Genomic DNA, 17,549 nt, shown 5'->3' with positions numbered 1-17,549 from the left:
ATAATATAAATAAAATATATTCTGAACTATGGATCGGCGATCGCTACTCGCGCGGGGAACGACTGCGGCCGTCGCGAGCGTCGCGGGCTGCCTGGGTGTCTTCGACGGGGAGAACGAGCAAAACGACGGTGGCGGCGAGTCGAACGGCGGTTCGGGACCGAACGATGCCGACAGGTCGGAAGCCGGACAGTACGGTCTCGGGGATTTCGGCCGCTGGATTCCGACGGCGGCGGGGTCCGAAGCGAATCCGGTCACCGTCATCGGGATGGCACCGGCGTCGCTCTCGGCGGTCGACGACACCCCGCTGGAGTTGGGGCCAGGCAAGCGAATTTCCGATCAACCGATTGCGTTCCCACCGGCCGAGGACATCGACTTCGTCGCGAGCGCCTCGTTCGGGTTGAATCGGCCGCCGACCGACGCCGCCGGCGCCACGCTGGTACTGCACGGCACCCTCGACCCCGACGCGGCGGCTGCCGATCTGGAAGCGGAGGGATACGAGCGCGACACCTCCGTACGCGAATTCGAGTGTTACACCGACGGACGCTCCGCGTGGGGACTCGGCTCGGAAACGTTCGTCGCCGCGAGGGGTCCCGACAGCTCGGTCGAGCGGCTCGAGCGGAGTCTCGCCGCCAGCGTCGGCGATGATTCACGCCTCGTCGAGGAGCGCGATCGGTTCCAGCGGCTGGCGACAGCTCAGCCGGCAGGCGACGTCGTTTTCGCCGAACACGCGACTGGCTCGGTCAAACCGGTGCTGGCACCGACGGCGGTAGACGAGGTCGTCGCCGCGGGCGAATCCTTCGACGTGGGCGCCGAGGAGACGACGATCACGACGACGCTCGTCTTTTCGGGCGCCGAGGCCGCCACCGAGGCCCGCCTCGAGGGCTACGTCACCGACTCCGGCGCCGATCCGGCGAGCGTGACCACCCGTCTCGACGGCGATGTCGGTGAAATCGAACTGACGCGACCGACTGACGAGCTCCTGTAGTCCCGTTCCGTCGTCCCGAATTCGCTACGCGTCCGCGAGAAGCACCGACTCTGCGGTCCGCGTCAACGCGTCCGCGGCCGATCGAACGGCGTCGACGCGGACGTACTCGCGATCGGCGTGGGCGATCGGGCCCTCGTCGTCGGCGAGCCGACCCGGTCCGAAGACGACCGTCGGCGCGCGGGGCGCGAAGTACGACGCCTCGGTGGCCGCGCCGAACGGACGAACCGCTCCGCCGCTGGCGTCGGCGAGGATCCCGACAATCGACTCGGACGGATCGGTCGCCCACGACTCGAAGAACGGCGTCGGGCGCTCCGTGAAGGAAAACGAGATGGCGATCGAAGGGGAGACGGCGTCCCGCAGGTGCTCGAGTAACGCCGCTTCGAACGACGCGGGCGTCTCGGGCGGCGCCGGCCGGCGATCGACGGTCAGGCGGGCCTCGGCGGGCACCTGATTCGTGGTCTCGCCGCCCGCGACGACGGTCGGCGTCAACGTCGGGTCGCCGAGCTGGGAGGACACGTCGGGGACGTCGGATCGCTCGTCGAACGTCCGGATAGCGGTGAGAACCTCGGCCAGGGCGTCGACGGCGTTCGCTCCCGTCTCCGGTTCCGCCGCGTGGGCGCGTTCGCCGGCGAGTTCGATCGTCCCCTCGAACCGCCCGGGCGCCGCCGTGCAGACGTCGAGGCCGGTCGGCTCGCCGACGATCACGGCGTCGGCGGTCCGGATCGGGGACGCACCGTTTCCCGCCGCGTCGTCCGTGGAGAGCCCGTTCCCCGTCACGAGGGCGTGCGCGCCGGTCGAGTAGACCTCCTCGTCCGGCGTCAGCGCGAGCGAGAGTCGACCCCTTCCCGCGTCGGCCGCGAGAAACGCGGCGAGCATCGCGGCGAGCGGGCCCTTGGCGTCGCAGGCGCCCCGGCCGGACAGCCGCTCGCCGTCGTCGCTCCACTCGGGGTCGAAATGCGGAGCGACCGTGTCCATGTGCGTGTTGAGAACGAGGTGCGGACCGGCGGTGTCCCCGGCCTGGGGCGAGGCACCGTTCGGCCCACGACCGGCCAGGAGGTTGCCGGCGTCGTCGACGGTGACGTCGACACCGTTGGTTTCGAGTGTCGATCGGACGAGATCGCGGACGGTGTCGACCGACTCGTCGGAGGGAATCGAGACCGCGCGTTCGAGGAAGTCGACCGGATCGAACGCGTCGGCGGCGGCCGGGACCTCGGACATCCTATTGCGCCCCGAGGACCGACAGGTCGGTGGTGAACTCGCGGACGACCGGGCCGGCGAGGACGGCCCGACCCAAATCGTCGAACGCGACCCGCAGGTCGCCGCCCGGCGGGTGGACGGAAACGGGGACGCCCGTCTCGGTACGGCCCGTTTCGGCGGCGGCCGCGGCGATTGCGACCGCGCCGGTGCCGCAGGCGTCGGTCTCGCCCTCGACGCCGCGTTCGTACGTTCGCTGGGCGAAGACGGGGTGGTCGTCGGTGGCGCGACCGACATCGAGACTGGCGATCGTCACGTTGGTCCCCCGCGGGAACGCGTCGGCGTGGCGGATCGCCGGCCCGAGCGTCGTCAGGTCGACCGACGCGACGTCGTCGACGAAGACGATGGCGTGGGGTACGCCCGTGTTGACGAGCGTGACGGGGTGGGAAGCGGGGAGTTCGGAGGTACCCTCCGGATCGACCGCCGCCTCGGCACCGTCGAGGCCCAGCTCGGAGAGCGGGCGTTCGACGACCGGACCGTCGGCTCGAACCGGCACCGCGGCCGGTTCGAACGCCGGCTCGCCCATCTCGACGGAGATCGCGTCCGGCGGCCCGTCCGCCGTCGTCGCGTTCGGTGGCTCGCCGTCGGCCACCGCCTCCAGCGGTCCGTCCGCCGGCCCGTCGACGGTCAGATCTTCCCCGTCGGCGAGCGCGACCCGTTCCGCGCGGCGGGAACCGGACTGCGTGTCGACCATCACCGCGTCGGCGCCGGTTCGCGTCATCGCCCACGCGGCGGCACACCGCGCGCCGTTACCGCACATCGGCGCGGTCGAGCCGTCGGGCTGGACGAGCGTCATCACGACCCGCGGCGGCCGGTAGTCGGGTTCGAGCGCGAGGAAGAGTACGCCGTCGGCGCCGAGCCCGTCGGACCGGTCACAGACACGTCGGGCGAAGGCGCGGCGGTCGGGGATCGACTCGGCGGCGTCGACCACGACGAAGTCGTTGCCGGTACCGTGGTACTTCGCGACCGGAACGGTCGCGTCGTCGGCCGCGATCGAACTCATTCGTCCACCTCCGTGGACGAACCGCCGTCGGTCGCCGGCGACGTCCCGTCAGCGGCTCGCTCCGCCGCACCTGGTGCTCGTTCCGTCCCGGCATCGGCTCGGTTGCGTTCCAGCCGAGTCAGGTCGTCGATCGATTCCCGACGCCGGGCGAGGCTGACCGATCCGGCGTCGACGACGACCGACGCGGGCCGGGGCCGGGAGTTGTACGTGCTCGCCATCTCGTAGCCGTAGGCGCCGGCGTTCCCGACCGCGAGGGGTTCCTCGCGGTCGATCCGCGGGAGGGGACGATCCGTACAGAAGACGTCCGCGCTTTCGCAGATCGGCCCGGTGATGGTCTGTGCGACCCGGTCGCGATCGGCCGCACCGGGCGCGACCGGACGGATGTCGTGATAGGCGTCGTACAGCGCCGGGCGAAGCAGCGACGTCATGCCCGCGTCGACGCCGACGACCCGCGTCCCGGGCGTCTCCTTGACGGTGTTCGCCCGGGTCAGCAGGAGGCCGGCGTCGGCGACGAGGTAGCGACCGGGTTCGACGACGAGGTCGGCGTCGACGCCGACTAGCGCGTCCCGGGTCGCCCCGGCCACGGCGTCGAGGTCGAGCGGCGATTCCGACTCGCGGTACGGTACCCCGAAGCCGCCGCCGACGTCGACGAAGTCGACAGGGCCGACCGCGGACAGGATGTCTTCGGCGAGCGCGGCGACCCGGCCGACGAACTCGCGGTGGGCCGCGACCTGCTCGTCGTCGAGCACCCCGGAGCCAACGTGGGCGTGCAGGCCGACGAGGTCGAGGCCCGATTCGACGGCGAATTCGGCCACGCCGACGAGTCGATCCGCGGGGATCCCGAACGTGGCGTCGCCGCCCGTCCGGACGGCGTCGTGGTGGCCCGCGCCCACGCCCGGGTTGACCCGCAGGGCGAGTCGGCCGTCGTAGCCGGCGTCGGCGAGGCGCTCGACCGTATCGCGGGCGCCGGCGGTGATCGTCAGGTGCGGCTCGTCGGCCCAGACGTCGAGGACGTACTCGAGGTCGCGCTCCGGCGGGTTGACCGCCGTGTAGTGGATCCGATCGCCGGACGCGCCGGCGGCGAGCGCGCGCTGCACCTCGCCCGCCGAGGCGCACTCGATCGTCGCACCCTCGGCCAGCAGCGTCTCGAGAACGTCGCCGAGCGCGTTTGCCTTCGCCGCGTAGCAGATGTCGGCGTCGGGGAACGCCGAGGCGAGGCGCCGGTAGTTCGCCCGCACGCGGTCCAGGTCGAGGACGTACAGCGGCGTCTCGTACTCCGCCGCGAGCGAGCGCAGGAACGCGCCGTCCCAGTCGTCGAGTCGCCGGACCGACTCGCCTCGGTCGGTCGCGGTGGCCGTCGGCTCACCGGACTCGTCGGATCGTCCGGTCACGACCGGAGCACCTCCTCGCGTTCCGTCGCCTCGAGCGTGCGATCCTCGAGCGTCGTCGCGACGACTGCCGGCTTGTACGCGCCGCCCTCGAAGAGGTCGTGCTCGCCGATCGAGGACTCGACGAACCGGGTGAACGCCCGGCGCTCCGGCGGCAGGTTGCCGTAGTACACCTCCTCGTCGACGAGGTCGTAGACGGGGATGCGCGGCGTCAGGAGCGTGTTCTCGCCGACGACCGAGCCGGCGCCGACGACGAATCCGGAGGTCACGCGACAGCCGGCCCCCAGGGAGACGCCGTCCTCGATCACGACCGGCGCCTCCTCGACGGGTTCGAGGACGCCGCCGATCAGCGTGTTGGCGCCGAGCTTGACGTTCGCGCCGATCTGGGCGCAGGAGCCGACCGTGTCGCAGGAGTCGACGAGGGTGCCGTCGCCGACGCGGGCGCCGACGTTGACGAAGGAGGGGCTCATCAGGATGCAGTCCTCGCCGACGTGGGCGCCCCGTCGGACGACGGTGCCGTCCGGCGTGTTCCGGGTGCCGCGCTCGCCGTACGAAGCGGTGTCGGCGAGCGGGAGGACGTCGTTGTACGTGACGTCGCCGTACTCGCGGGCGGCCGTCTCGCGCAGGCCGAACGTGAGCAGCATTCCGCGCTTGACCCACTCGTTCGCCTCCCAGTCGCCGCCGCGGCGCTCGGCGGCCCGCGCCTCGCCCGCTTCGAGCGCGTCGAGGAAGTCCGAAAGCGTCGCGAGGTCGTCCTCGGTCGCCGTCGCCGCGGACACGTCGCCGGCCTCGTGACGTTCCCAGAGGTCGTCGATCGCCGACTCGAGCGACGGACTCATCCATCGATCACCTCGGCGAAGTCGTACCAGCCGGGGTCGCGGCCGGCGAGCCAGTCGGCCGCCTCGAGCGCGCCGGCGGCGAAGACGCCGCGGTCGCCCGCCCGGTGGGCGATGCGGAGTTCCTCGTGGTCGCCGGCCAGCAGGAGTTCGTGTTCGCCGGCGATCGCGCCCGCCCGGACCGCGTGAACGCCGATCTCGCCCGGCTGGCGGGGCGCTTCGCCCTCGCGCCCGTGGACGCGGCCGGGGGGATCGGAATCCGCACCGCCTTCAGCTGCCTCCTCGCGGGCCGATTCGACCGTCCGGAGGAGGGCGTTCGCCGTCCCGCTCGGGGCGTCGCGCTTGCCCCGGTGATGAGTTTCGACGAGTTCGATGTCGAACTCGGGGAGGCTGCGCGTCGCCGCCGCGACGAGGCGGTCGAGGACGGCGACGCCGCGGGAGAAGTTCGACGCGTGCAGGACCGGGATCGACTCGCTCGCCTCTCGGAGTCGCTCGCGGTCCCCGCCGTCGATTCCGGTCGTCCCCGTGACGAACGCGACGCCGGCGGCGGCGCAGGCCTCGGCGTACGCGAGCGCGGCGTCGGGGCCGGTGAAGTCGACGACCGCGTGCGGTTCGCGCTCGGCGACGAGCGCGTCGAACTCGCTCGCCGGCTCGATCGGCACGCCGCCGATCTCGTCTGCCTCGGGCGACCGGTTCACCGCGAAGACGGCGTCGCAGCCCTCGCGGTCGTCGACCGCTTCGAGAACCTCGCGACCCATCCGGCCGGTCGCGCCGGTGACGCCCAGCCGGAGGTCGCTCGCGTCCGTCATCGCTCGCCCACCGGCGCGGTGGCCGCATCCCCGTCGAACGGGGCGTAGGAATCGAGGACCGCTTCGAGGTCATCCCTGTGTTCGGGTGCGAGCCGGGTCAGCGGCGATCGGAGGTGGGGCGGATACCCCTCGCGGATCGCGAGCGCCTCCGTGACCGGGATCGGGTTCGTCTCCACGAACAGTTCGCGAACGAGCGGGCCGAGTTCGTGGTGGAGCGCGCGAGCGCGGGCGTAGTCGCCCGAGCGCGCCGCCTCGACCATCGCGACGGTGCGGTCCGGTTCGACGTTCGCGGCGACGCTGATCGCACCCGTCCCGCCAACCGAGCAGATCGGGAGGGTGAGTCCGTCGTCGCCCGAGAGAACGGAAAACGTCTCGTCGCGGGTTCGCTCGGCGATCTCGCCGATCGCGTTCAGGTCGCCCTCCGCGGCCTTGTAGCCCCGGACGTTCGGGTGGGCGGCCAGGTCGACGACGGTATCGGGGTCGATCGTCCGCCCCGTTCGCGAGGGGACGTTGTAGACGATCTGGGGCAGGTCGACGGCGTCGGCGATCGTCAGGTAGTGCTCGCGCAGGCCGCGCTGTTCGGGCTTGTTGTAGTACGGCGAGATCAGGAGGAGCGCGTCCGCGCCGGCGTCGGCGGCGCGCTCGGAGAGTTCAAGCGCCTCGCGGGTGTTGTTCGAGCCGCTGCCCGCGATCACGGGCACCTCGTCGACGGCGTCGACGACGGCCTCGACGACGCGGACGTGTTCGTCGTGCGAGAGCGTCGCGGACTCGCCCGTCGATCCCACGGGGACGAGTCCGGCCACGCCGGCGGCCTCGAGCCGTCGGGCGTCGGCGCGCAGCGTTTCGAAGTCGATGCGGTCGTCGGCGTCGAACGGCGTACACATCGCCGGGTAGACGCCGGTGAAGGGGTCGTCGTGTGTCATCTGGTCTGGGTGTGGTGAGTCGCGGCGGGAACGGACGGTGGTCCGTCAACGGGGCCGACCCCGCCGGGTCGGGTACGGTGCATCCACGTCGGTGGATGCTGTCTGTGCGCCGAATCCGGATGCACCCGGAACGGGATCGCCAGTCCCGCTCCGAGCGCGATCACCGGCGTTTTTTGATCGCTGTAAAAGAAGTGCGCATACCCGCCGATCGGCCGCCATCGGCGCCGCTCGCGTGCGCCTCGGTTCGCTCGCGAGCGAGGGTCGTCATTGACGGAGAGGATTCGTTCCGGCCACTTAGCCGTTGCGCATCGAGACGCAATATTCGCCAGAAACCGGGCATCGTTTTCAACAGAGTGTGAAATTCAAGCGGTATCTTCCGCACGCACTAATCGAAACGGACTGGTACCCGACGATCGACAGTGCAGCGACGGCCCGGCTAGTTGCGGGCCAAACCGTCATGAGTCGGCCGGCCCACGGACGGGTATGGACCTGTCGTCGATCCGACTGCGGTATCACCTCGTCAATACGGCGATCGTGCTCGCGATTCTCGCCGTGGTACAGTTCGTGCTGTCCGACATCGACCCGGCCGTCCTGGCGCTCGTCGCGGGGATCTATCTCGGTCTGGTAGTGACGCTCGATCTGGTCCGCCCGCTCGAGTCTGAACCCGAACAGTGAGCGACGTCACCGTGTGGTGGAATTCGAGCGAAGAGCTGCCGTCACTCGGAAACGGTTTCTCGCGCGCGCTGTCTCGCCGAGTCGATCGCGTCGCGGACGCTCACGGCGTCATCGATGACCTCGCGGTGACACCGCAGGTTCCGGATTCCGGAGCGCTCGATACGCAGTTCCGTCTCGGTCAGCGTCACGTCCTCGACGTCGCTCCAGGGGACGAACCGACGCCGCAGCGGCTGGCGGAGGACGAGTCCCTCTTCGTGGACTCTGAGTTCACTCGTTCCGGCGGGTTCGAACGAGTACGGATCGTACTCGAACGTTGAACCGAGGACGGATCGACGCTTCGTAAACGGCAGAATACGACTGAGCCAGCGGATCGGGGGAACGCGCGATGCCAGGCCCGGTTCGTCCGCCGGTCGGAGGCTCTCGTGCATCCAATAGCCCATGAGGAGGAACGCGACACCCATGAACGAGAGGTGAAAGCTGAGATAATCGACCGCGGGCAGCAGTATCCCTTGCAGACCCAGCACGAGGAGGCCGAAGGCGGCGAAGTTTCTGGGCTGGGTAGCCGAGACGAAGTCGGCCGCCGCGATCGGCTCGTTCGGGGCCATGAGTCGGGCGTAGCGCGTCCGGGCCATGTTCGTGAGCGCGAGGGCGAACAGTCCCGACCCGACCGCGCCGAGGCTGCTCGTGATCGCCGCGGTGTCGACGACGCCGGACCGGAGGATGCCACCCGTCAGGAGGGCGAGACCGGCCGGCACGACGAACGGGGCGGCGAGCCAGCGCCAGTCGCGCGCGAAGCGTACCGGGAGGGCGTTCGCGCGCCGCGCGGCGAGGGCGCCGCCGATGAGGCCGAACGTGAAGGCCGTCGAGAGGCTGCCGACGACCGTCGGGAAACTGACGCCCGCCGCGGTGGCGATCGTCCCGCCGACCGTCGCGACGACGATCCCGACGTAGACGCCGATACCCGTCGTCCAGCCGACGTCCGGACGACCGTCGACGTCGATATCGAGGCCGGATTCGCGGGTGACGCTCATTACCTGTGGCTTCGAGGGCCCGGAACAAATAGGTTGGTACTTTGACGGACCACCCGCGTCGCCGTCGATTCCGGCGGTCACCGGTGGGTCCCGGCCGCCGCTACTCGCGTTCGAGTGAGAGTTGCTTCGTCTCTACGTCGGCGTCGGCGGCGCGCTCGTCGGCGTCCAGCAGCCGATCGAGGCGGCGCTCGAACTCGTCCTCCGAGAGGTCGCCGCTGGCGTAGCGCTCCTGGAGCGTCGTCACCGGATCGACCGCCTCGATCGCGGCCGCCGTCCGCTCGGCCTCGTCGACCGCCGTCTCGTCGCTCGACCCGACGTGCTCGGTGAGATACCAGACGAGGACGACGCTCAGCACGAGCAGCGCCGTGATGGCCAGCGCGTAGAGCGGGCCGGCAAAGACCAGAGCGGCGATGATGATGACGTCCGCGAGAACGAACTTGACGACGAACAGTTCCATCAGGCTGAACTCGCCGCCGTCGTCCGTCGAACCCATAGTCGACCCTTCAAGCCCCTGGCATAAAAACGCGAGTGTCTCAGCGCCGGTCCGATGGCAGCTGTCTCAGTGCTGGTCCGGTCGCAAACAAGTCAGCGTCGCCCGATCGCGCGCTCTCCGAGCCGAAGCGTTATTCGAACCGGTCGACGGCCTGGTCGTAGCGCCGCGCCGGCTCGTCCCAGTCGACGACGGCGAAGAAGGCGTCGACGAAGTCGCCGCGAGCGGGACCGTAATCGTAGTAGTAGGAGTGTTCCCAGACGTCCAGAGCGAGGATCGGGTGCGCACCCCAGAGGGCTCCCTGGTCGTGCTTGTCTACGACGACGTTGCGGAGCTGGTTCGAGAAGCTGTCGTAGACGAGCAGCGCCCAGCCGCCCGCGTCGCCGGCCGCGGCCTCGAACTCGGCCTTCCAGGCCTCGTACGAGCCGAAATCGGCCGCGATGCGATCCGCCAGGGCGCCAGCGGGCTCATCGCCGCCCTCGGGGGACATGTTCTGCCAGAAGAGGTCGTGCAGGATGTGGCCCGACCCGTTGTGAGTCACGTTTCGGATCGCGCCGGAGGAATCGGAGACGTCACCCGATTCGCGGTTTTCGGCCAGGGTTTCGTCGGCGGCGTTCCAGCCGTCGACGTAGCCCTGGTGGTGGGTGTCGTGGTGCCAGGTCAGGACCTGTTCGGAGAGGTGCGGTTCCAGTGCGTCGTAGTCGTACGGCAGCGGTGGCAGTTCGTAGTCGGTCATGCGACGTTCGAACTGTGGTCCGACACCCGGAAAAGCGATTCCTGAAATCGATATTTGTTGGCGTTCAATCAATAGCACGTCGACAGAATAACACCGCAGAGAGCGATCTGCGCGGGTTGCCGTAGGTACAACGAGTCTTTCACCGTGAGAAGGCGAGATAAGTGCCGGGGACGTACGTGGTGCTATGAACGCGCTCGATCGACGATCCGTCCTCCGCTACGGTGCCGGCGGTCTCGGCGTCTCGCTCGCCGGCTGTTTGAGCGACTTCTCGTCCGGAAGCGGCGACGGTGGCGATGACGGGGGCGACGGGAGCGATCTGACGGTCGACGTCTTCCAGCTTGGCGCGACGGGGGAGCGACCGATCTGGTATCGCGACGACGACCGGCGCGGTGCGGTGACGGTGGTCGACTCGTCGAGAGACAGACCGTGGCACGGCCGGTTCGAGGGTGGCGGGTCCTCGGAGCGACGGGACGACCTGCGGTCGTGGCTCGAAGCGACAGACTTCGACAGTTCGGTCGTCTGCTACGTCGAGACCGTCGCTCCGAACACCTGCTACACCGAGGTCGCCGTCGCCGACGTGCGCGTCGAGACCGCGACGATCGATCGCCTCGGCGGGGAGCGCGAGGTCATCGCGGGCACCGTCGAAGCGATCGATACGAGCGGGGCGAACGAGGCCTGCGGCCAGTTGATCAGCTATCCGGCCGCCGTCGTCCGGATTACGCCCGACGATGGCGACGCCGACCTCCCGTCGATCGCGCAGTTCGAGATCGTCGACGGTTGGGGCGAGGCGAGCACCGAGAACTCGGTCCGCGGGATCGTCTCGCCGTCGGACCTGCCCGGATTCGTCCGGCCCTCCGGCGATCCGCCTGCAATCCCCGACGCGCTGTCGTGTCCGGACGAGACGTTCGAGCGATTGCCGTCCACGGGCGACGACGAGACAGTGTACGGCGAGACCGTCGACGAGGACGGCCGGCCGCTGTACGCGATGCGGGTCGTGAACCCCGCGGTCGATTCCTCCGACGCGGACGCCGACGATGCCCTCGCGTTCGAGCGCGGCGACGCGGTCGAGATCGTCCTGCGAAACGTCTCGAACCGGGAACTACACGCCGGGAACGCCGCGAAGTACAACTTCGAGGTGCAAACGGCCGCGGGCTGGCAGGACGTGCGGGGGGTCGCCGACGGTGACGGGTTCGGGTACACCGACGAGGCCTACGCTCACCAGCCGGGCGACGGGTACGAGTGGTCGTTCGCGTTCGACGAGTCGGGCGTCGTCGCCGACTCGGTGCGAGCCGGCGAGCTGTCGGTCTGTCCCGACCTCCAGACGGGCCGGTATCGCTTCCGGTTCTGGTCGGTCGAGGGGGCCGACTCGATCGCCGTCGCGTTCGATCTCGTCGACTGATGAGCGCGGTTCCGACACCGTCTCGGAGCGTGATAGGTACACACCCGGCACCGCCTCGTAGCGCACGGACTACGATCCCGGCATCGCTTCTTGGCGCGAGGACTACGGTCCCGCCACCGCCTCGCGGCGTGATCGGCGTCGGGCCAGGGACCGCCCGCCCGTCGACGTGCGAGCAGGGCGGACGGATCGATCGGTCGCTCCACAAATATTTTCCCGGTCTCGGGCGAACGGACGGTATGGACGTATTGCTGGGTCTCGGTGGGACCGACGAGTCGATCCGGGCCCTGGCGGAGACGGTCGATCGCGCCGCGACGATCGGCGACGACCTCGTGATCGCCGTCCTCGAGAACCGCGACTCGCCGCGAAGCGCCGACGAGATGCTCGAGACGGCCAGGTCGGCGGTCGACTCGGCCGGCCTCGACGCCGAGGTGCGACGGCTGGACGGCGAGCCGGGGCCCGCGCTGGTCGAGCTGGCCGAGTCCGAGGCCTTCGACCAGGTGGTCATCGGCGGCGGGACGGAGACGCCGATGGGCAAGATTCGACTCGGCCCGATCACGGAGTTCGTCCTGCTCAACGCCTCGATGACGGTCAAACTGGTGCGGTGACGATGCAACTGACACGACGCTACCCGGACGAGCCGGCCGACCCGTTTCCCGCACCGCCGGCGACGTTCGTCGACGACGAGGGTCGACGCATGCAGGTCGAGGCCCTCGATAGCGACGCGGCAGTGACCGACGCGCTGACGGCGATGTACGACCGCTTTCACCCGGCCGATCGCGCGCAGGGCATCCCGCCGACCGGCGAGGACCGCATCCGCGAGTGGCTCGCGCCGCTCGTCGACGACGGCGTGAACGTCGGCGTCCGGCCGGTTTCGAGCGACGACGCCCCGCCGTACGTGGGCCACGCCGTCCTGGTGCCGGACACCGACGATCCGGAGGGCACCGACCCCGGCGATCACGAGTGGGAACTGGCGATCTTCGTGCTGCGAGCGTACCAGGGCGCCGGCGTGGGGACCGAACTGCTCGCGCACCTGCTGGGCGAAGCCGAAACGCGCGGAATCGAGCACGTCTGGCTCACCGTCGAACGATGGAACAGCGCGGCCATCACGCTCTACGAACGGACGGGCTTCGAAACGGTCGGCCGCGAGAGTTTCGACCTGGAGATGGCGATCCGCCTCGACGGAGAGCGGTGAGGAAGTCGGCGATGGGCAGTGCCGACGTCGCTTCTGCGGCCGACGACGGTGCCGCGACCGACGACCGGTCCACGGCCAGCGTCGTCCCACGATCGCTGCCCCCAACTTCCCGGACGATGCCCCGGGAGCGCCGACGGTGCCGTCTCGACAACGGAGGGGGCGCCACCCCCGTTCCACGGTCATTTCAATTTATTTATTTCTTCCTCGGGCCGTTCTAACATTCCTTTGATAGATACTATTTTTACCGTGGATGAACGAAGGAAAACGTATGCAAATTTCCTATCAGCACGCGAACGTCACCCGGGGCAACGAGTCGACGCTGCTTCGGTTCACCGCGGCTGATGGGAGGCGGGCCTGCGTGCTCGTCGACGCGGGGGACGGCGTCGACGTCGAAGCCATGCTCGACGAGGACGAGTACCTGACGGCGATCCTGCTCACGCACGCCCACATCGACCACTACCGCTCGCTCGCCCGCAACGTCGTCCACGGTGCATCCGTCTACGCTGCACCGGCGACCGCGGCGGTCCTCGAACGGGCGCTGCCCGAGGCGCGAAAGGACTCGAACGTCGGTCCCGTCGAGGATGCACTCGACGCGCTCGAGCCGATCGCGGACTGGACCGACGTCCTGCCCGAGGTGGCCGTCAGACCCGTCCCCGCCGGCCACGCGCCGGGTGCGACGGGCTTTGCCGTTCGGGTGACGGACGACGCCGGCGCCATCGCGAGCGAGCACCACCTGCTCGTCACCGGTGACTTCTCGCGACGTCCCTGCGGCGGATTTCCCGGCTTCCCGACCGCCTACCCGTTCGAGGTCGACGCGCTCCTCTGCAACGTGGCGACGAACGACTCGTACGAATCTACCCTCCGGACGGCCGTCAGGACGGTCCTCGAACGGGCCTTCGCCGGCTCGCGAGTCGTCCTCGCCGGCGGTTCGCTCTCCGGCGTCCATCTGGCCACGGTTCTGGGCGCGGTCGCCGATCGCCTCGGACGCACGCTTCGGATCCGCGTCGTCGGCCAGACCGCGAAACTGCTCGAAGCCCTCCGCGACGAAGTCCCTGGCGACCGCTGGGAACTCGACGCCCTGCTCGCGGACGGCCGACTCGAACCGTGGCCCGTTTTCGACGACCCCGCCGAGGTGCTCGAACCGGGAACGGTCACGGTCGCCGGCCCCGCGAGCCCCACCCGCGGGAGCGCCGAGCGGCTCTTCGACGCGATCGCGGCCGATTCGGGCGCGCTGTTCGTTCAGACGGCAGGCGGCGATCCGCCGGACGCCCCGCGGGGCGGCTGCACGACGCGGACGTTCGATCTCGGCAACCACCCGACGCGCGAGACCGTCCTGTCCGTCGTCGAAGCGCTCGTTCCACAGCAGGTGATCGTCAAGCACGCCGGTCGGTCGACGATGAAGCGCTTTCAGCGGGATCTGGATCACTGTTTCGTCTGGGGGAGCGGCGACGAGGCGGTCCACCGGCTCTACGCCGACGGCGAGTGGCTCGAACCGCCCTGGATCAGCGAAGCCGCCGTCCGCTCGATCAGAAGCGGGCGTCGCGAACGGCTCCAGGAACCCGGGGTCGAACGCGCCGAATCGCTGCCCCCGCTCGATCCCGGCCCGGTCGATCTCGCGGCCGAAGGACTCGATCTCGATTCGCTCGCCGCAGCGTTCGCCGGTCCGATCGCGGATCCCTACGGCGGGGCGGCCGGTTCGGGGGCGGCCAGTTCGGACGCGCCCGGTTCGAGCCCGCTTCCGATCCGCTACGACGGAGGCGACGGGGAGACCGATGCCGTCGATTCGGGCGATGGCTTCGTCCCGGACGGCGATCCAGACGGCGGGCACGCCCCGGAGCGGCGTTCGGACGCGGAGACGGCCGGACGCGCCGACGTGGCGGCGTGGCTTTCGGCCGAGACCGAATCCAGTTTCGTTACCGTGGGTGACGGTGGCATCCCGCTCTCCGTGGGGACCTCGAGAGCGGGCCCGGGGGAGTCCGCGGAAGGAGCCGACGCGCTCCCGACCGAGCCCCTCTCGATCGAGGTGCTCGACCGACTCGAATCGATCGAGCGGCGACTCGACGGCGAGCGGCTGCCGGCTCGCGTCCTCGGCGGCGGTCCGGACCGGGTACTCAAACCGCTCGAGGACGTCGAGCTGGAACCGGGCGAGATCCTCACGGTCCGGATCCAGCGCGATCGGGAGACGGGGACTGATCCGTCGGTCGAGTAACGACTGACAGTCGTCCGGCGATCCCTCCGAAACCGATCTCACACCGAGAGTACGGGCTGGCTCGCGTAGCCGAGGACGTACTCGGCGACCCGTTCGAGGACGGTCGCGGGCTCGTCGACGCGGGTCTGTGGGAGGACGATGAAGTCGGCGTGGATCTCGTCGGCCGCGTCGAGGACGACGCTGCCGGGATGGTGGGTCAACTGGGCCGGCGAGAAGCCGTGGACGGTCGAGGACGTCACCGGAACGCCCTCGCGCTCGGCGTGGGTGCGAACGTCCGCGAGGTAGGTCTGGACGGACTCGGCGACGGTATCCTCGTCGACGGCGTCGGCGTCGATGCCGAGCATCAGTTCGCGACCGAGGACGAACAGCGCGTGGACGGACGCGTCGTAGCGCTCTGCGAGTTCGATCGCACAGTCGATGGCCGACGTCGACGCGTCGCTACCGTCGACCGGCGCCAGGACCGTCTCGACCGCGAGGGAGTCGTCCATGTCCCAGCGTCTGTCGGGCGCGGGCAAAAAACCTCACTCCGACGGGCGGCGGCCGTTCGACCCGTGGACGTTCGACCCCGCCGCCGGTCGCGTCGGCGGGACTTATGTCGGTCCGCTTCGAAGCACCGGGCATGTTCGACCGCGTGGTCGTCGCGACGGACGGATCGGAGAGCGTCCAGCGAGCGATCGACGTCGGCCTCGACGTCGCCGACCGGTTCGACGCGGAGGTCCACGCCGTGACCGTGATCGACACGACCGAGGTCGAGACGGCGCCGGAGACGCTTCGCGACGAGTATCGCGTCGCGCTCGAGAGCCAGGCGGAGGCGGCGCTTGACCGCTTCTCCTCGCGGGCCGACGATCCCGCGATCACGACGGCGATCCGGGAGGGACGGCCGGAAACCGAGATTCGCAGCTACGCGCGCGAGGTCGACGCCGACCTGCTCGTCTCGGGCACCCGCGGCCGCCACGGCGAGCACCGGCCGCTGCTCGGCAGCGTCGCGGAGCACCTCGTTCGAAGCGCGTCCGTTCCCGTCCTCACCGTGCGCCAGCTGGAAGACGGCGAGGCCTCCACGTGAGCGTCGACGGCGTCGCATTCGATCGACGGTGACCGGGTCGGACCAGCGTCGGTCCGTCGATTTCGGGCGCGACGTCGGTCCGTTCGGGTTGGATCAGTATCACTCCGTCCGGGTCGGCTGCGACGTCGGAACCGGCCGGCCGTACCGTCGAATCCGGATCGACGCGACGGATCGGCGGGTTCTTCCCGCTCCCCCTCGAACGCGGTCCATGGACGACGTATTCGACACGAGCGACCTCGATCCGGTCCGGCGGAGCCTGCTCCCCGGCGCCGGCTTCTTTCTCCCCGACGACGTCGAGGACGACCTCGAAGCCGAGCGCATCGAAGCCGCCGTGGCCGACGCCGAGGCGGTCGTCGTGGCCGACCCCGACGCCGACGGCCTCGCCTGCGTGGCGCTGCTCCGCGAGGCCTACGGCGACGCCCTCGTCCTGCCAGACCCGCCGACCGACGGTGACGAACCGGACGCGCGCGACGAGGGGACTGCCGACGAGAGCGAATCGGCCGCCGCCGCCGAGCTCGACGACGCGATCGACGTCCCGGAGCCGGGACCGCACGAGGTCGTCCTCGTCCCGGCGAGTCCGCACGACGTCGAGGACGCGCTCGGCCGCGTCGCGGGGACGGCCCAGCCGGGGATCGACCTCTTCGTGTGCGACCTGGCGCCGGATCGCTACGAGTACGTCGAGGCGGAACTCGACGCCGCCGTGAACGTCGCGTCGTCCGTCCGCTGGTTCGACCACCACCAGTGGGACGACGACGTCGCCGCCGCCGTTCGCGACGCGGGCGTCGAGCTCGTCGTCGGCGACTCGGAGGCCGAGTGTAGCGCCGACGTGGTCGCGCGCTCGCTCGAGTACGCCTTCGTCGACCGTCACGTCGACCTCGTGGCGGCGACGCGGGATCACGACCTCTGGATCCGCGAGGATCCGCGGAGCGACGACCTCGCGGACTACGCGTACTGGGCCGATCCCGGCGAGTACGTCGAGGTCGTCCGCGAGTACGGTGCGGACCTTCCCGCGTGGGTCCAGGACTTTCTCGCGGAGCAGCGCGTCGAGAAGGAGCGCCTGATCGAGTTCGCAATCGACCGCGCGGAGTTCCACGACGTCGGCCCCTACACCGTCGGCGTCACGTACGGCCGGTGCTCGCAGAACGAGGTCGCGGAGGGGCTGCGCGAGCGGGGCGCCGACGCCGCGGTGATCGTCAAACCCGCCGGCAGCGCCTCGATCCGCGGCACCGAGACGTTCGAGCGCTGTCACGAGGTCGCCGGCCGCGTGGGCGGCGGCGGCCACCCGAAGGCCGCCGGCTGCAAACCCGACATCTACGACGACATGCTCGACTACGCGACTCACTGGACGACCCGCGGCGCCGTCACCAAGCGCGTGATTCTGCAGGCGTTCGAGAACGTCGTCGCCGACGGCGAGACTGACGCCGAGTGAGTGCGCACGGACGCCCGTGGCGTACGGTACAGTCGGACCGGGCGTCTGAACGGGCCGCCCTGTCGAATTAATCGTTTCCGCGGACCGTCCGCTACTCCTCGTCGCCGTCACGAATCCGCTTGCGATC

General features: G+C 70.0%; 18 protein-coding genes. 8 read left to right on the top strand and 10 right to left on the bottom strand.

What is annotated here, in order from left to right; translation table 11 throughout:
* Positions 1 to 28 precede the first annotated feature (28 nt).
* Positions 29 to 985, top strand: a complete 957-nt coding sequence (locus MXA07_RS06460) for a hypothetical protein (protein WP_247731227.1) — start codon at positions 29 to 31, stop codon at positions 983 to 985.
* Positions 986 to 1,009: 24 nt separating this feature from the next.
* Here MXA07_RS06460 and MXA07_RS06455 read toward each other — a convergent pair whose 3' ends face one another.
* Genes MXA07_RS06455 through dapA form a run of 6 tightly spaced genes read right to left on the bottom strand, consistent with a single transcriptional unit; the run spans position 1,010 to position 7,198 of the window.
* Positions 1,010 to 2,203 (bottom strand): M20/M25/M40 family metallo-hydrolase, encoded by a 1,194-nt coding sequence (locus tag MXA07_RS06455; protein ID WP_247731226.1) that lies wholly within the window; start codon positions 2,201 to 2,203, stop codon positions 1,010 to 1,012.
* 1 nt (position 2,204) lies between these two features.
* Positions 2,205 to 3,242 carry a diaminopimelate epimerase gene (locus tag MXA07_RS06450; RefSeq protein WP_247731225.1) on the bottom strand — a complete coding sequence of 346 codons (1,038 nt, stop codon included), beginning with the start codon at positions 3,240 to 3,242 and terminating at the stop codon, positions 2,205 to 2,207.
* Positions 3,239 to 4,633, bottom strand: a complete 1,395-nt coding sequence (gene lysA / locus MXA07_RS06445) for a diaminopimelate decarboxylase (protein WP_247731224.1) — start codon at positions 4,631 to 4,633, stop codon at positions 3,239 to 3,241. The genes MXA07_RS06450 and lysA overlap by 4 nt, the downstream gene beginning before the upstream one ends.
* Positions 4,630 to 5,469, bottom strand: coding sequence for a 2,3,4,5-tetrahydropyridine-2,6-dicarboxylate N-succinyltransferase (locus tag MXA07_RS06440; RefSeq protein ID WP_247731223.1), 840 nt, complete (start codon positions 5,467 to 5,469; stop codon positions 4,630 to 4,632). Before MXA07_RS06440 ends, lysA begins: the two co-directional genes overlap by 4 nt.
* Positions 5,466 to 6,275, bottom strand: coding sequence for a 4-hydroxy-tetrahydrodipicolinate reductase (gene dapB / locus MXA07_RS06435; protein ID WP_247731222.1), 810 nt, complete (start codon positions 6,273 to 6,275; stop codon positions 5,466 to 5,468). The genes MXA07_RS06440 and dapB overlap by 4 nt, the downstream gene beginning before the upstream one ends.
* Positions 6,272 to 7,198, bottom strand: a complete 927-nt coding sequence (gene dapA, locus MXA07_RS06430) for a 4-hydroxy-tetrahydrodipicolinate synthase (protein ID WP_247731221.1) — start codon at positions 7,196 to 7,198, stop codon at positions 6,272 to 6,274. The genes dapB and dapA overlap by 4 nt, the downstream gene beginning before the upstream one ends.
* 483 nt (positions 7,199 to 7,681) lie before the next feature.
* Here dapA and MXA07_RS06425 point away from each other — a divergent pair, with 483 nt between their 5' ends.
* Complete coding sequence (locus tag MXA07_RS06425; protein WP_247731220.1) at positions 7,682 to 7,873, top strand: hypothetical protein; 192 nt, start codon at positions 7,682 to 7,684, stop codon at positions 7,871 to 7,873.
* Between the two features lie 41 nt (positions 7,874 to 7,914).
* On the opposite strand, the gene MXA07_RS06420 is transcribed toward MXA07_RS06425, so the two are convergent.
* The 3 genes from MXA07_RS06420 to sod form a co-directional block, all read right to left on the bottom strand.
* The gene (locus tag MXA07_RS06420; RefSeq protein WP_247731219.1) at positions 7,915 to 8,904 is read right to left on the bottom strand and encodes a PH domain-containing protein; all 990 of its coding nucleotides are present in this window, start codon (positions 8,902 to 8,904) and stop codon (positions 7,915 to 7,917) included.
* A 100-nt stretch (positions 8,905 to 9,004) separates the two neighbouring features.
* Entirely contained in the window at positions 9,005 to 9,397 is a 393-nt protein-coding gene (locus tag MXA07_RS06415; RefSeq protein WP_247731218.1) for an SHOCT domain-containing protein, read from the bottom strand.
* Positions 9,398 to 9,527: 130 nt separating this feature from the next.
* Complete coding sequence (gene sod / locus MXA07_RS06410) at positions 9,528 to 10,130, bottom strand: superoxide dismutase (protein ID WP_247731217.1); 603 nt, start codon at positions 10,128 to 10,130, stop codon at positions 9,528 to 9,530.
* A 184-nt stretch (positions 10,131 to 10,314) separates the two neighbouring features.
* Here sod and MXA07_RS06405 point away from each other — a divergent pair, with 184 nt between their 5' ends.
* From MXA07_RS06405 to MXA07_RS06390, 4 genes are all read left to right on the top strand, one after another.
* Positions 10,315 to 11,529 carry a hypothetical protein gene (locus MXA07_RS06405; RefSeq protein ID WP_247731216.1) on the top strand — a complete coding sequence of 405 codons (1,215 nt, stop codon included), beginning with the start codon at positions 10,315 to 10,317 and terminating at the stop codon, positions 11,527 to 11,529.
* Between the two features lie 236 nt (positions 11,530 to 11,765).
* Positions 11,766 to 12,134: a universal stress protein gene (locus MXA07_RS06400; RefSeq protein ID WP_247731215.1), complete on the top strand. Its 369-nt coding sequence runs from the start codon at positions 11,766 to 11,768 to the stop codon at positions 12,132 to 12,134.
* Between the two features lie 2 nt (positions 12,135 to 12,136).
* Positions 12,137 to 12,721 carry a GNAT family N-acetyltransferase gene (locus tag MXA07_RS06395; protein WP_247731214.1) on the top strand — a complete coding sequence of 195 codons (585 nt, stop codon included), beginning with the start codon at positions 12,137 to 12,139 and terminating at the stop codon, positions 12,719 to 12,721.
* A gap of 268 nt (positions 12,722 to 12,989) precedes the next feature.
* A complete protein-coding gene (locus tag MXA07_RS06390; protein WP_247731213.1) occupies positions 12,990 to 14,930 on the top strand; it encodes an MBL fold metallo-hydrolase in 1,941 nt (646 codons plus the stop codon).
* A gap of 38 nt (positions 14,931 to 14,968) precedes the next feature.
* On the opposite strand, the gene MXA07_RS06385 is transcribed toward MXA07_RS06390, so the two are convergent.
* The gene (locus MXA07_RS06385; RefSeq protein WP_247731212.1) at positions 14,969 to 15,418 is read right to left on the bottom strand and encodes a universal stress protein; all 450 of its coding nucleotides are present in this window, start codon (positions 15,416 to 15,418) and stop codon (positions 14,969 to 14,971) included.
* A 131-nt stretch (positions 15,419 to 15,549) separates the two neighbouring features.
* Between MXA07_RS06385 and MXA07_RS06380 the strand changes: the two genes are divergently transcribed.
* Together MXA07_RS06380 and MXA07_RS06375 are read left to right on the top strand one after the other, a co-directional pair.
* Positions 15,550 to 15,993, top strand: a complete 444-nt coding sequence (locus MXA07_RS06380; RefSeq protein ID WP_247731211.1) for a universal stress protein — start codon at positions 15,550 to 15,552, stop codon at positions 15,991 to 15,993.
* A 208-nt stretch (positions 15,994 to 16,201) separates the two neighbouring features.
* A complete protein-coding gene (locus tag MXA07_RS06375) occupies positions 16,202 to 17,422 on the top strand; it encodes a DHH family phosphoesterase (RefSeq protein ID WP_247731210.1) in 1,221 nt (406 codons plus the stop codon).
* Positions 17,423 to 17,549 lie beyond the last annotated feature (127 nt).

The organism is Halovivax limisalsi, assembly GCF_023093535.1.
In the GTDB taxonomy this organism is placed as follows: Archaea; Halobacteriota; Halobacteria; order Halobacteriales; family Natrialbaceae; genus Halovivax; species Halovivax limisalsi.
This window is presented reverse-complemented; position numbering and strand designations above follow the sequence as displayed.

Coding starts and splice junctions, on each gene's coding strand:
- MXA07_RS06455 (WP_247731226.1), bottom strand. CDS start 2,203: ATGTCCGAGGTCCCGGCCGCCGCCGACGCGTTCGATCCGGTCGACTTC.
- MXA07_RS06405 (WP_247731216.1), top strand. CDS start 10,315: ATGAACGCGCTCGATCGACGATCCGTCCTCCGCTACGGTGCCGGCGGT.
- MXA07_RS06440 (WP_247731223.1), bottom strand. CDS start 5,469: ATGAGTCCGTCGCTCGAGTCGGCGATCGACGACCTCTGGGAACGTCAC.
- dapA (WP_247731221.1), bottom strand. CDS start 7,198: ATGACACACGACGACCCCTTCACCGGCGTCTACCCGGCGATGTGTACG.
- MXA07_RS06385 (WP_247731212.1), bottom strand. CDS start 15,418: ATGGACGACTCCCTCGCGGTCGAGACGGTCCTGGCGCCGGTCGACGGT.
- MXA07_RS06425 (WP_247731220.1), top strand. CDS start 7,682: ATGGACCTGTCGTCGATCCGACTGCGGTATCACCTCGTCAATACGGCG.
- MXA07_RS06415 (WP_247731218.1), bottom strand. CDS start 9,397: ATGGGTTCGACGGACGACGGCGGCGAGTTCAGCCTGATGGAACTGTTC.
- MXA07_RS06460 (WP_247731227.1), top strand. CDS start 29: ATGGATCGGCGATCGCTACTCGCGCGGGGAACGACTGCGGCCGTCGCG.
- MXA07_RS06380 (WP_247731211.1), top strand. CDS start 15,550: ATGTTCGACCGCGTGGTCGTCGCGACGGACGGATCGGAGAGCGTCCAG.
- MXA07_RS06420 (WP_247731219.1), bottom strand. CDS start 8,904: ATGAGCGTCACCCGCGAATCCGGCCTCGATATCGACGTCGACGGTCGT.
- MXA07_RS06390 (WP_247731213.1), top strand. CDS start 12,990: ATGCAAATTTCCTATCAGCACGCGAACGTCACCCGGGGCAACGAGTCG.
- dapB (WP_247731222.1), bottom strand. CDS start 6,275: ATGACGGACGCGAGCGACCTCCGGCTGGGCGTCACCGGCGCGACCGGC.
- MXA07_RS06450 (WP_247731225.1), bottom strand. CDS start 3,242: ATGAGTTCGATCGCGGCCGACGACGCGACCGTTCCGGTCGCGAAGTAC.
- MXA07_RS06375 (WP_247731210.1), top strand. CDS start 16,202: ATGGACGACGTATTCGACACGAGCGACCTCGATCCGGTCCGGCGGAGC.
- MXA07_RS06395 (WP_247731214.1), top strand. CDS start 12,137: ATGCAACTGACACGACGCTACCCGGACGAGCCGGCCGACCCGTTTCCC.
- MXA07_RS06400 (WP_247731215.1), top strand. CDS start 11,766: ATGGACGTATTGCTGGGTCTCGGTGGGACCGACGAGTCGATCCGGGCC.
- sod (WP_247731217.1), bottom strand. CDS start 10,130: ATGACCGACTACGAACTGCCACCGCTGCCGTACGACTACGACGCACTG.